Origin of the sequence: uncultured Nocardioides sp., from assembly GCF_902805925.1 — a bacterium.
GTDB lineage: Bacteria > Actinomycetota > Actinomycetes > Propionibacteriales > Nocardioidaceae > Nocardioides.
Genome location: NZ_CADCUP010000027.1, coordinates 1 through 12,186 on the forward strand (window position 1 = coordinate 1; position 12,186 = coordinate 12,186).

Annotated in this window: 13 protein-coding genes and 1 pseudogene; 8 read left to right on the forward strand and 6 right to left on the reverse strand. The window is 74.1% G+C overall.

Annotated elements, in window-relative coordinates:
- A partial coding sequence (locus QZX64_RS01565) for a hypothetical protein (RefSeq protein WP_295656405.1) occupies positions 1-1,039 on the reverse strand: 1,039 nt, incomplete at its 3' end.
- A 225-nt stretch (positions 1,040-1,264) separates the two neighbouring features.
- On the opposite strand from QZX64_RS01565, the gene QZX64_RS01570 reads away from it, so the two are divergent.
- A complete protein-coding gene (locus QZX64_RS01570; protein WP_295656407.1) occupies positions 1,265-2,026 on the forward strand; it encodes a hypothetical protein in 762 nt (253 codons plus the stop codon).
- 17 nt (positions 2,027-2,043) lie between these two features.
- Here the strand turns inward: QZX64_RS01570 and QZX64_RS01575 are convergent, their stop codons facing one another.
- Positions 2,044-2,577 (reverse strand): CGNR zinc finger domain-containing protein, encoded by a 534-nt coding sequence (locus QZX64_RS01575; RefSeq protein ID WP_295656409.1) that lies wholly within the window; start codon positions 2,575-2,577, stop codon positions 2,044-2,046.
- A 39-nt stretch (positions 2,578-2,616) separates the two neighbouring features.
- Between QZX64_RS01575 and QZX64_RS01580 the strand changes: the two genes are divergently transcribed.
- On the forward strand, positions 2,617-3,585 hold the full coding sequence (locus tag QZX64_RS01580; RefSeq protein ID WP_295656410.1) for a DMT family transporter: 969 nt from the start codon (positions 2,617-2,619) through the stop codon (positions 3,583-3,585).
- On the opposite strand, the gene QZX64_RS01585 is transcribed toward QZX64_RS01580, so the two are convergent.
- The 4 genes from QZX64_RS01585 to QZX64_RS01600 form a co-directional block, all read right to left on the reverse strand.
- On the reverse strand, positions 3,563-4,726 hold the full coding sequence (locus tag QZX64_RS01585; protein WP_366558496.1) for an AI-2E family transporter: 1,164 nt from the start codon (positions 4,724-4,726) through the stop codon (positions 3,563-3,565). The genes QZX64_RS01580 and QZX64_RS01585 overlap by 23 nt on opposite strands.
- On the reverse strand, positions 4,723-6,027 hold the full coding sequence (locus tag QZX64_RS01590) for a hypothetical protein (RefSeq protein ID WP_295656411.1): 1,305 nt from the start codon (positions 6,025-6,027) through the stop codon (positions 4,723-4,725). The genes QZX64_RS01585 and QZX64_RS01590 overlap by 4 nt, the downstream gene beginning before the upstream one ends.
- A gap of 147 nt (positions 6,028-6,174) precedes the next feature.
- Positions 6,175-7,512 (reverse strand): crotonyl-CoA carboxylase/reductase, encoded by a 1,338-nt coding sequence (ccrA, locus tag QZX64_RS01595; protein WP_295656412.1) that lies wholly within the window; start codon positions 7,510-7,512, stop codon positions 6,175-6,177.
- 115 nt (positions 7,513-7,627) lie between these two features.
- The gene (locus tag QZX64_RS01600) at positions 7,628-8,338 is read right to left on the reverse strand and encodes a GntR family transcriptional regulator (protein WP_295656414.1); all 711 of its coding nucleotides are present in this window, start codon (positions 8,336-8,338) and stop codon (positions 7,628-7,630) included.
- Between the two features lie 81 nt (positions 8,339-8,419).
- Here QZX64_RS01600 and QZX64_RS01605 point away from each other — a divergent pair, with 81 nt between their 5' ends.
- The 6 genes and pseudogenes from QZX64_RS01605 to QZX64_RS01630 form a co-directional block, all read left to right on the forward strand.
- Positions 8,420-8,944 carry a hypothetical protein gene (locus QZX64_RS01605; protein ID WP_295656415.1) on the forward strand — a complete coding sequence of 175 codons (525 nt, stop codon included), beginning with the start codon at positions 8,420-8,422 and terminating at the stop codon, positions 8,942-8,944.
- Positions 8,941-9,648, forward strand: coding sequence for an NRAMP family divalent metal transporter (locus QZX64_RS01610; protein WP_295656416.1), 708 nt, complete (start codon positions 8,941-8,943; stop codon positions 9,646-9,648). The genes QZX64_RS01605 and QZX64_RS01610 overlap by 4 nt, the downstream gene beginning before the upstream one ends.
- On the forward strand, positions 9,645-10,403 hold the full coding sequence (locus tag QZX64_RS01615; RefSeq protein WP_295656418.1) for a LamB/YcsF family protein: 759 nt from the start codon (positions 9,645-9,647) through the stop codon (positions 10,401-10,403). Before QZX64_RS01610 ends, QZX64_RS01615 begins: the two co-directional genes overlap by 4 nt.
- Positions 10,400-11,026 (forward strand): allophanate hydrolase subunit 1, encoded by a 627-nt coding sequence (locus QZX64_RS01620; RefSeq protein WP_295656420.1) that lies wholly within the window; start codon positions 10,400-10,402, stop codon positions 11,024-11,026. The genes QZX64_RS01615 and QZX64_RS01620 overlap by 4 nt, the downstream gene beginning before the upstream one ends.
- Positions 11,023-11,931: a biotin-dependent carboxyltransferase family protein gene (locus QZX64_RS01625; protein WP_295656421.1), complete on the forward strand. Its 909-nt coding sequence runs from the start codon at positions 11,023-11,025 to the stop codon at positions 11,929-11,931. The genes QZX64_RS01620 and QZX64_RS01625 overlap by 4 nt, the downstream gene beginning before the upstream one ends.
- Positions 11,913-12,186, forward strand: a pseudogene (locus QZX64_RS01630) (hypothetical protein); the annotation flags it as partial. The gene QZX64_RS01625 and the pseudogene QZX64_RS01630, both read left to right, overlap by 19 nt.

A 12,186-nucleotide genomic window follows, 5' to 3' on the forward strand; every position in this document is an offset into this window, starting at 1 on the left:
CGGGGGCGTTGCGCATCACCGGCAGGTCGGCCAGCCACGGGGCGTCGGCGGCCCCGAAGTTGTCGTGGTCAGGGGCCACCCGGTCGGCCCAGCGCAGCAGGCCGGCACGGGCCCGCGCCGCGTCGTCGGTGGAGGCGGCGAGGAACGCACCGTGCCGCCGGATGGGCGAGAGCATGTCGAAGCGGCCGTCGGGGAGCACCTCGAGCAGGCTGCGTCGCACCAGCCGCGCCGCGACCGGGGCAGCGACCTCCCGGCTGACGTCGGAGATCTCGGCCAGCACCTCGATGCTCACCGGGGTGGTCATCTGGGCCATCCGGCGGAAGCACCGCTGCTGGTCGTCGTCGAGCAGGTCGTAGGAGGCGTGCACCGCCTGCGACAGCGAGCCCGCCGGGACGACGTTGGCGATGCCGACGAGGGCGACCTGGGCCGCGAACTGCTCGATCAGCAGCGGCAGGCCGCCGGCTGCGGAGAGCAGGCGGCGCACGTCGCGCTCATCGGCGACCAGGTCGACGGGGTAGCCCCCGGCTGCCTCGACGCGGTGGCACAGCAGCTCGACCGCCGGGCCGGCGAGCGGCTCGTGGGTGCCGGGCACCGGCAGCGGGCCCACGCGCACCACCCGCTCGCCCGGCTGCCCCGCCATGGTGAGGGAGGTGACGGCCAGCCGCGCGGTGCTGGTGGCCTCGAGCACCTGCTGGAAGGTCGCGCCGAGGAGCTCCGGCCCGCCGGCGTCGATGTCGAGGCCGTCGAGCACCAGGAGGGTCTCGGAGCCGTCGAGCACCCGGCACAGAGCGCCCTCCTGGCTGTCGCCGGGCGCGGCCGACGCCTCCAGCACGTCGAGGCACGCGGAGAGCACCGAGTCGACGTCGCGGAGGTCCCGGGCGTTGACCCAGGCCGCCCCCGAGTGATGGGCCGTCGCGTGCCGTGCCAGCAGTGTCTTCCCGGCCCCCGGAGGGCCCACGATGCTGACCCACCGCGAGCTCAGGAGGGCGGTGTCCAGGACCTCCCGGACCCGTTCCCGGCCGATGCACGGAGTGAGCACGTGCTGAACCTATCGCCGATACGCCACCCTGTTTAGGTAGGACTACCGATGAGCCCTCCCGCGAAGTTCGGCAGGCTCTCCATGAGCGCCGGCGGGGTGGGCCGCACAGGGGAGGGCCTACGCCAGGGGACCGGCGCTCCGGCAGGCCGTGACCCCGCATCCCGGGTCGCGGCCTGCCTCGTCGCACCACCGTGGCCGGTTGCCGCTGCGACGTACCCTGAGCGCATGGAGTACCTCGTCCTGCTGCTGATCCTCGTGGCCGCCGTGGGCGGTGTGGTCGCCATGTCGCGCGCCGGCAAGCGCCGCGAGCTGGAGCGGAGGACCAACGAGCTCGCCCCGGTCAAGAGGCTGGTCGACGAGGACGTCACGGCCCTGGGGGTGGAGCTCCAGCACTTCGACGTCGAGATGGCCGGGCGCGAGCTCACCGAGGGCGCCAACGCCGACTACCAGCGGGCCCTGGACGCCTACGAGGCCGCCAAGCACGCTGCCGACAACCTCAGCGCGCCCGAGCAGGTCCGCCACGTGACCGAGATCCTCGAGGACGGCCGCTACGCCATGGCCTGCGTCCGCGCCCGCGTCGAGGGACTGGCACTGCCGACGCGCCGTCCGCCGTGCTTCTTCGACGCCCGACACGGCCTCTCGGTGACCGACGTGGCCTACACGCCGCCCGGTGGCGCCCAGCGCGACGTGCCTGCCTGTGCGCTGGACGCCGAGCGGGTCACCGCGGGTGCCGAGCCCGACATCCGCAAGGTCATGGTCGGCTCGCGTCGCGTCCCCTACTGGCAGGGCGGCCGCGCCTACCAGCCCTACGCGCTGGGCTACTACGGCGCCTTCGGCCCCATGGAGTGGATGTTCATGGGCATGCTGTTCAGCGGGGGCTTCGAGGGGATCGGCGAGGGCATCGGTGCCATCGGCGAGGGCGTCGGCGACGCCTTCGGCGGCATCGGCGAGGGCATCGGCGACATGTTCGACGGCTTCGACTTCTGAGCCGACCGCGACGCGGCTCAGCCGCGCTGCCGCGAGCGGTACGCCGCGACGGCCACGCGGTTGCCGCAGGCGGTGCTGCAGAAGCGTCGGGAGCGGTTGCGCGACAGGTCGAGCACCAGGCCGGCGCAGGTGTCGTCGGCACAGATCCCCAGGCGTGAGGTCTCGCCGGCGCGGAGCACGTCGATCATCGCCATCGCGGTCTCCACCGCGACGCGGGTCGCGAACGGCCGGTCGGGTGCGACGGCGTGCAGGTGCCAGTCCCACGCGTCGTGCCGCACCAGCTGGGGGAGCGCGTGGGCGTCGGCGAGCAGCCCGTTGACCAGCGCGACCGCCTCGTCGCGCTCGCTGGTGAGCAGCTCGCGCAGCGTCGGACGCAGCGCCCGCACGGCCGCGAGCTCGGCCCGGTCGCCGTCGCGGCGGCCGGTGTACTGGAAGCGCCCGTAGAACGCGTCGAGCTCCTCGACGGTCGTCAGGGTGTCCGGGTCCTCAGCGGAGTTCACCAGGGCCACGGCTGCTTGCAACGATACCTCGGTGTCATGGGTGAAGCGCACGTTGACACGTTACCGCACGGCGGACTAGCGTCATCTGTCATGACCTCGGTGACCCATGACGTGCCGTCCGCCACGGCGTCCCGGCTGGGCGCGGGGGTCGGGCTGGCCGTCGTGTCCGCGGCGTCCTTCGGCCTGTCCGGCACGCTGGCCAAGGGGCTCATCGACGCCGGCTGGAGCGCCGGAGCCGCGGTCGTGGTGCGGGTCGCCCTGGCCGCCCTCGTGCTGGCGGTGCCGGCCCTGGTGCTGCTCGGAGGTCGCTGGCACCTGCTCCGGCAGAACCGCGGGATGCTCGCCGGCTACGGCCTGGTCGCGGTGGCCGGCTGCCAGCTCGCCTACTTCAACGCCGTCACGCACCTGCAGGTCGGCGTGGCGCTGCTCATCGAGTACACCGCGCCCGTCGCCGTCATCGCGTGGCTGTGGATGCGCCACGGCCAGCGTCCCGGGCCGCTCACCCTGGCCGGGGCCGCGCTCGCCGCCGTGGGGCTGGTCCTGGTGCTGGACCTGCTGTCCGGGGCCGACCTCAGCGTCGTCGGCGTGGCCTGGGCGCTGGGCGCGATGGCCGGTGTGGCGGTCTACTTCGTGCTGTCGGCCAGCGAGACCAACGGGCTCCCGCCGGTCGTGCTGGCCGCCGGCGGACTGGGCCTGGGCGCCGCCGGCCTGCTGGTCGCCGGGGCGCTCGGGATCGTGCCGATGGCCGCCTCGACCGCCGACGTGGAGTACGACGGCACCGCGGTGTCCTGGTGGCTCCCCCTCCTGGCGCTCGGCGTGGTGACCGCCGCCCTGGCCTACGTCACCGGCATCGCGGCCTCGCGCCGGCTCGGCCCGCGGCTCGCGTCCTTCCTGGCGCTGGCCGAGGTGCTCTTCGCCCTCGTCTTCGCCTGGCTGCTGCTCGACGAGCTGCCACGTGTGGTGCAGGTGCTCGGCGGCGTGCTGATCCTGCTCGGTGTCGCGGTCGTCAAGCTCGGGGAGCGGCGTACGACGCTGGTCAGCGGGCGTCCTGGCGGCTGACGAGCAGCTCCCGGGTGAGCATCAGCACCGCCGCGGCGGTGGGGATGGCGAGCAGGGCGCCGACGACACCGAGCAGCGCGGCACCCACCAGGGCCGCGATGACCGTCACCGAGCCGGGGATGTCGACCGAGCGCGACATCACCCGGGGATAGATGACGTAGTTCTCCAGCTGCTGGTAGACGAGGTAGAAGATCGCGCAGGCGATGCCGACCGTCGGGTCGGTGGCGAAGGCGATGGCCGTCACGACGACCGCGCCGATGGTGGCGCCGATCATCGGGATGACGTCGAGGAGGGCCACCACGAACGCGAGCGCGACGGCGTACTCGCCGAGACCCACCACGAGGAGGAACACCAGGCTGGAGAGGCCGGCGCAGAGGGCGACGATGAAGGCGCCCGACACGTAGCCGCCGACACCCCTGATCACCCGGTCGGTCAGCGTGCTGGCCCGCTCGCGCTTCGAGGCGGGGGCGAGCTGCAGCAGGGCGTTCTTGGTGGCGTCGAGGCCGGCGAGGAAGTAGAGCATCAGCACCACGACGATGAAGGCGTTGAAGAGCGTCGAGAGGACCCGCAGACCGATGCCCAGCGCCCCGCCGGCGAGGCTGGAGACGAGGTCGCCCTGCTCGATCTTCTCGCGGACCCTGGCGATGACGTCGTACTCGTCGTCGAGCTGCTGCACGCGGCGGTTCTGCTGCAGCTGGTCGAGCCAGCCGGGGGCGCTCCGGGTGATGTTGGAGACCTGGTCGGAGATCACCGGCACGATGGCCCAGACGAAGCCGACCACCGCGACGAGCACGAGCGTGATGACCGCCAGCACCGCCCAGCTGCGGCTCAGCCCGCGGCCCTGGCACCACTCGACGGCCGGGTTGAGCCCGGCGGCGAGGAAGAGGGCGACGACGATCAGGATCAGCGTCGAGCCGATGGCCAGGAGCTGGCTGCCGAGCCAGTAGGCGAGCAGCGCGCCGGCCGCGCCGAGGAAGCCGAGGTAGAACGGCGAGTGCCGCTGGAGGCCGCTCTCGCGGCCGGCGCCCTCGGTGGTGTGCTCGGTCTGCTGGCGTGCGCCGCGTGCCGACCTGGCGTCCGGCGCCTGCTCGGCTGCGGCTGCCGTGGCCGCTGCTCGTCCCGGGCGCCGCAGGGCACTCAGGAGTTGTCCTCGGCGAAGCCGGACACGACGTCGCGCAGGGCGCCGAGCTGGGCCACGATGGCGTCACGCCGCTTGGCCACCCGCTCCACCTCCGCACGCACGACGGCCAGCTCGCGCTCGGCCTCGGCGGTGCCGCTGGACGTGACGGCCTCGGCCTGCGTCGTGGCGGTCGCGACGATCTGCTCGGCCTCGCGTCGGGCCCTGGCCAGCAGCGCCTCCGACTCCGTCTGCGCCTGCTGGCGGTGAGCGGTGGCCTGGGTGATGGCCTCGTGGGCACGCTGCTCCGCGGCGGTGGCGCGCTGCTCGGCCTCCGCGACGAGGCGGGCCGTCTCGGACGTGGCGCTGGTGTGGTGCTCGGTCGCCTCGCGGGCGAGTCGCTCCTTCTCCACCGCCAGGGTGCGGCGGGCCTCCTGCACCTCGCGGTCGGCCGCGGCGCGCGCCTGCTCGGCCTCGCGCCGCGCGGTCGTGCGCTGCTCGTTGGCCTCCTGCTCGGCGGCCAGGCGCAGCTGGTCTGCCGCGCGCTGGGCCGAGGCGCGGAGGTCCTCGGCCTCGGACCTGGCCAGCATGCGCTCCTGCTCGGCGTCGGCCGTCATGCGCGAGCGGGTCTCGTCGAGCTCCTTGAGCTGGACCAGGCGCATGTCCTCGGCCTCGCGGGAGGCGTCCGCGCGGATGGCACGGGCGTCGCGGGCCGCCTGCGAGCGCATCTCCTCGGCGTCGCGCAGGGCCGCCTCGCGGACGTCGGCCGCCTCGTCCTCCGCGAGCTTCAGCATGGAGGTCGCGCGGCCGCCCAGGCCGGCGTACGACGGGTTCTTGTTCTCGGCGAGCTCGGCCGACAGCGACTCGACCTGGGCCTGCAGCTCGGCCACCCGGCGCTCTGCGTCGCCGAGGCGGCCACCGATGGCGGTGCGATCGGAGGCGAGCTGCTGCATCGTGGTGTCGACGGCGTTCTTGTCGTAGCCACCACGGCGCACGGCGGGGAAGGACGGCAGGCCGATCGCAGGCGGCTCCGCGCCCGGCGCCCGCCCCGGGGAGGCCGGCGGAGGGATGATCGGTGCCGGACGCGCCGGCGGGCCGGCCGCTGGCGCCTCCATCGGCGGGGACTCCTTGGTGCGCTCGAGCGGCGGCTCCGGCGACAGCTGCGTCGCCCCGCCCGTCGGCCCGCCCTCCGGTGCGGAGGCGCTGTCCTCGACCTGCCTCCCGGGGACCGTGGGGATGACCTGGGTGACCTCGTCGGCTCCCTCGACGGGCTCCTCGTCGCGCGGCTCCTGGTCGAAGATGGACAGGCCCTCGTCGCGGCTCATGTGTGCAGCACCCTTCTGGTCGCGTGTGTGCAGCGTCGGGGGAGTGGCGGCCCGACTCGACGTAGTCTCCACGATCGGGAGGGCAAGACACACCCCGGCTCGCGGGCCGGTGCCGACCGGGCGGCCCGGGACGCGTCGGGGCAGGGGTCAGACGCCGCGGAAGCGGTTGATCCGGTGCAGGTGCCTCTCGCGCATCGCGTGGTCGCGCACGCCCAGCCCCTCCTCGGGGGCCAGGCACAGCACGCCGACCTTGCCCTGGTGGGCGTTGCGGTGCACGTCGAGCGCCGCCTGCCCGGCCTGGTCGAGGGGGTAGGTCCGCGACAGCGTGGGGTGGATCATCCCCTTGGCGATGAGCCGGTTGGCCTCCCACGACTCGCGGTAGTTGGCGAAGTGGGAGCCGACGATGTTCTTGAGGTTCATCCACAGGTAGCGGTTGTCGTACTGGTGGAGGTAGCCGCTGGTGGAGGCGCAGGTGACGATCGTGCCGCCCTTGCGCGCGGCGTACACCGAGGCGCCGAAGGTCTCGCGGCCGGGGTGCTCGAAGACGATGTCGACGTCCTCGCCACCGGTGAGCTCACGGATGCTCGCCCCGAGGCGGCGCCACTCCCGGGGGTCCTGGGTGTGCTCGTCCTTCCAGAACCGCCAGTCCTCCTCGGAGCGGTTGAGGATCAGCTCGGCGCCCATGGAGCGGCAGATCCGGGCCTTCTCCTCGCTGGAGACCACGCAGACCGGGGTGGCGCCGCCGTTGAGGGCGTACTGCGTGGCGAAGCCGCCCAGCCCACCGCTGGCGCCCCAGATCAGCACGTTGTCACCCTGCTTCATGCCGGCGCCGTTGCGGCTGACCAGCTGGCGGTACGCCGTGGAGTTGACCAGGCCCGGGGAGGCGGCCTCCTCCCAGGTGAGGTGGGCGGGCTTGGGCATCAGCTGGTTGGACTTCACCAGGGCCACGTGCGCCAGGCCCCCGAAGTTGGTCTCGAACCCCCAGATCCGCTGCTCGGGGTCGAGCATCGTGTCGTTGTGGCCGTCGGAGCTCTCGAGCTCGACCGAGAGGCAGTGGGCGACGACCTCGTCGCCGGGGTCCCAGGAGTGCACACCGGCGCCGGTCCTCAGCACCACGCCGGCCAGGTCGGAGCCGACCACGTGGTAGGGCAGGTCGTGGCGCCTGGAGAGCGGGCTGAGGCGGCCGTAGCGCTCGAGGAAGCCGAAGGTGGAGACCGGCTCGAAGATCGAGGTCCACACGGTGTTGTAGTTGATGGCGCTCGCCATCACCGCGACCAGCGCCTCGCCCGGGCCGAGCTCGGGCATCGCGACGTCCTCGACGTGCAGCGACCGGCGGGGGTCCTTGTCGCGCGCCTCCAGCCCCTCGAACAGGTCGACCTCGTCCCGGTGCACGGTCACCGCCCGGTAGGACTCCGGGAGGGGGAGGTGGGCGAGGTCGTCCGCGGCGGGGCCACCGGCGAGGATGGCGTCGAGGATCTGCTGCAACGTCTGCTCCGGGGGTCGGGATCGTTGCGCGGCAGTATCACTGGTCGCGAATGCTGCTGGCGACCTTGTGTGACGCATCTGGCTCGGGGGCCCCCGGGCATGCCGCGCCCGCCGGTCAGCGCCGTCCCGGTCCGAGGAAGTGGGCCACCAGCTGCCCCTGGGCGGACGCGAGGTAGTCGGTGAGCCGCCCGGCTGCCTCCTCGCGGCGCCCGGCCAGCACCAGGTCCGCGATCACCGCGTTCTCGTCGAGGTAGGGGCGGTGGAACTCACCGGGGGCCTCCATCCGGTGGAAGAACAGCCGCATCTCCGCCAGCAGGAGCTCGGCCTCGGCGTCGAGCCGGGCGCTGCCGGCGAGCGCGACGACGGCGCGGTGGAAGTGCTGGTTGGCGCTGGCGACCCCGTGCCAGTCCTCGGCGCCGCTGGCGGTCCACCCCTCCTCGACGGCCGCCCGCAGGGCCGCCAGCCGCGGTGCGGTGTGCCCGGTGCCGTGCAGCACCGCAGCCGGCTCGATCAGCAGGCGGACGCGGTAGACGTCGGCGACGTCATCGGCGTCCGGGGTGGCGACGACGACGCCCCGGTGCGGCTCGCGCACCAGGATGCGCTCGGCGACCAGCTGGCTGAGCGCCTCGCGCAGCGTGTTGCGGGAGACGCCGATCGCGGCGGCCAGTCGCTGCTCGGGCAGCCGGGTGCCGGAGCGCAGCAGTCCCTCGACCACCTGCTCGCGTAGGACCCGGGCCGCGCGGTCGGCCGAGGTGCTCATCACGGTACGCCGCTCCCAGCGGTCGCCGTCGAGCCGCTCGACGACCCGCTCGACGTCGTCAGCCATGACCGGACCGTAGCGGACGGGAGCAACGTCGTTGAACAGACCCGTTGCCCGATTGTTCAACAATCGAATACGTTGAGACGCATGAGCACACCAGCAGCCGGCTCCGCGGCCGCTAGCGTCTCGCCCGGACACTCCACGGCGTCCCGTTCGGCGGTCGTCGGTGCGGTGTTCCTGGTGGCCACCAGCGCCATCGGTCCCGGCTTCCTCACCCGGACCGCCACGTTCACCAGCACGCTCGGCGCCACGTTCGCCTGCGCGATCGTGCTGTCGATCCTGGTCGACGTCGCCGTGCGGATGAACGTCTGGCGCGTCATCGGCGTCAGCGGGCGTCGCGCCCACGGGCTCGGCAACGACGTGCTGCCCGGTGTGGGCTACCTGCTCGCGGCGCTGGTCTTCGTGGGCGGCTTCGTCTTCAACATCGGCAACGTCGCCGGCAGCGGGCTGGGCACCGACGCGATGTTCGGTCTCGACCCGCGGATCGGCGGCGCGCTCTCCGCCCTGATCGCGATCGGCATCTTCCTCAGCAAGCGGGCCGGCGTCGCGCTCGACCGCGTGGTCGTCGTGCTGGGCATCCTGATGATCGGCGCCACCCTGTCGTGGCCGTGACCTCCTCACCCCCGGTCGGCGAGGCCCTGACCAGCGTGGTGGCGCCCGAGGAGTTCGACTTCGTCGCGGTGACCACGATCATCGGTGGCACGGTCGGCGGCTACATCACCTACTCGGGGGCCCACCGGCTCTTGGACTCCGGCCGCACCGGCATCGAGAACGTCTGCGAGATCGCCCGCAGCTCGGTCCTGGGCATCCTCGTCACGAAGGTGATGCGCATCCTGCTCCTCCTCGCCATCCTCGGCGTGGTGGCCGGCGGCGCGACCCTCTCGGCCGAGGACCCCGCCGGCTCGGCGTTCCGCGAGGCCGCGGGCGAGGCGGGCCTGCGGGTCTTCGGCGTGGTGCTGTGGGCCGCCGCCCTCACCTCCGTCATCGGCGCGGCGTACACATCGGTCTCCTTTCTCACCAGCTCCCGCACCTCCGAGCGCCGGCGCAACCTGCTGACGGTCGCCTTCATCGCGGTGACCGCCGGGGTCTTCGTGGTCATCGAGCAGACGCCCGCCAGGCTCCTGGTCGTCGCCGGCACCGTCAACGGGCTGATCCTGCCGATCGGCTTCGCCGTCCTGCTGTACGTCGCATGGCGTCGCCGCGACCTGCTGGACGGCTACCGCTACCCCCGGTGGCTGCTCGGCTCCGGGGTGCTGGCCTGGCTGCTCGCCCTCTATCTCGGATGGAACGCGATCAAGGGGCTGGGACAGCTGTGAGCCGCGTCGACCTCAACAGCGACGTCGGCGAGTCGTTCGGGCGCTGGCGGCTGGGCGACGACGAGGGCGTCCTGGCGCTGGTGACCAGCGCCAACGTCGCCTGCGGGTTCCACGCCGGCGACGCCTCCACGCTCCGGCGCACCTGCGCGACCGCCGTGCGGGAGGGGGTCGCCGTCGGCGCCCAGGTGGGCTACCGCGACCTCGCCGGCTTCGGCCGCCGCTTCATCGACATGGACACCGTCGAGCTCGCCGACGACGTGCTCTACCAGCTCGGGGCCCTGGAGGCGATGGCTCGGGTGGCCGGCACCCGGGTCCGCTACGTCAAGCCGCACGGCGCCCTCTACAACGCCACCGTCCACCACGAGGCACAGGCGCGTGCCGTGGTGGACGCCGTCCGGGCCTACGACCCCTCCCTGCCCGTGCTGGGGCTGCCCGGCTCGCAGCTGCTCGCCGCCGCGGACCGCGCCGGCCTCCGGCCGGTGCGCGAGGCCTTCGCCGACCGGGCCTACACGCCCGAGGCGACGCTGGTGCCCCGCTCCCAGGACGGAGCGGTGCTGCACGACCCCGACCTCGTCGCCCGTCGCGTCGTGCGGCTGGTGACCGAGGGGCGGATGGAGGCGGTCGACGGCAGCGTCGTCGACGTGCGCGCCGAGTCGGTGTGCGTGCACGGCGACTCACCGGGGGCGGTCGCGATGGCGAGCGCCGTGGCGGCGGCGCTGGCCGCCGAGGGCGTGTCGCTGGAGGCGTTCACATGAGCGCGCCGAGGCTGATGCCGTACGGCGACCGCGCGGTGCTCGTGGACCTCGACGGCACCGACGAGGTCCTCGCCTGGGCCGACGCGCTCCGCGCCGACCCCCCGGAGGGTCTGGGCGAGGTTGTCCCGGGCGGCAGCACGGTGCTCGTGGTCGCCGCCGAGGGCGCCTCCACGGCGACCCTGCGTGCGGCGCTCGAGGCGCGGCGTCCGGGTCGCGCCGCGGCGACCGCCGAACCGGACGGCGGGCTGGTCGAGATCCCGGTGCGGTACGACGGCCCGGACCTCGCCGACGTCGCCGAGCTGACGGGGCTCAGCCCGGACGAGGTCGTCGCCGCGCACACCGGCCAGACGTGGCGGGTCGCCTTCGGCGGCTTCGCGCCCGGGTTCGGCTACCTGCTGGGGGAGGACCACCGGCTGCGGGTGCCGCGGCGGGGCCGCAGCCGCACCGCCGTGCCCGCCGGTGCGGTGGCACTGGCCGACGACTACACGGGGGTCTACCCCCGCGAGTCGCCGGGCGGGTGGCAGCTGATCGGCCACACCGACCTGACCATGTGGGACCTGCGCCGCGACCCGCCGGCGGTGCTCACGCCGGGGGCCCGGGTGCGCTTCGTGGAGGAGCGATGAGCGCCACCGGGCTGCGCGTCCACGCCACCGGAGCGCAGTGCCTGGTCGAGGACCTGGGCCGGCAGGGGCTCACCAGCATCGGGGTCGGACGCTCCGGCGCCGCCGACCGGGGGTCGCTGCGCCGGGCCAACCGCGCGCTGGCCAACGAGGAGGGCGACGCCGCCCTCGAGGTGACCCTCGGCGGCCTGGTGGTCGAGCCGGTGGGCGGCCCGGTGTGGCTCTGCGTCACCGGTGCCCCGTGCCCGGTCACCGTGGACGGCCGCGACGTCGGCGCGGACACGGTCTTCTCGGCGCCCGCGGGGGCCGTGGTGCGGCTGGGGACGCCGGAGCGCGGGCTGCGCTCCTACCTCGCCGTGCGCGGCGGCGTGGCGGTGGAGCCGGTGCTGGGCTCCCGCAGCCACGACGTGATGGCCGCGCTCGGGCCCGACCAGGTCGCCGAGGGCGACCTGCTGCCGGTGGGGCGTCCGGGGGACTCCCAGCCCACGGTCGACTCCGTCCTCCCGCTCGCGCTGCCGGCCCTCGACGAGCCGCTGGTGCTGCGGGCCGTGCGCGGCCCCCGCGACGGCTGGCTGGCCGAGGCCGACCGGCTGGTCTCCACGAGCTGGGCGGCCAGCGAGCGCAGCAACCGGGTCGGCATGCGCCTGCAGGCATCGTCCGCGGAGGCCGGCGGTGGAGAGGCGCCCGTCCTGCGGCACGCCGACGAGGCGCCGCCCCTGCCCAGCGAGGGGGCCTGGCGCGGCGCCGTGCAGGTCCCCCCGGACGGCGAGCCCGTCCTGCTCCTGGCCGACCACCCGGTGACCGGCGGATACCCGGTCGTCGCGGTGGTGGTCGACATCGACGTGGACCTGGCAGCCCAGGCCCGTCCCGGACAACTCGTGAGGTTCCGATGGACCAGTCCCCGCTGAGCACCGCTCCCGCCGCCCCGGACGCCGCGGAGGCGGCCGGGCTCACCCCGGTCGAGGCCCGCGCGCTCTTCCGCGCCGGGCTCGTCACGCCCACCGCGGGATGGAGCCGCGGGTGGACGCAGGCCAACCTGATCTCGCTGCCGCGCGAGGCCGCGCACGACTTCCTGCTCTTCGCCCAGCGCAACCCCAAGCCCTGCCCGGTGCTCGACGTGCTGGACCCGGGCGCGGTGTCGGGGCCCATCCTCGACGGCGACG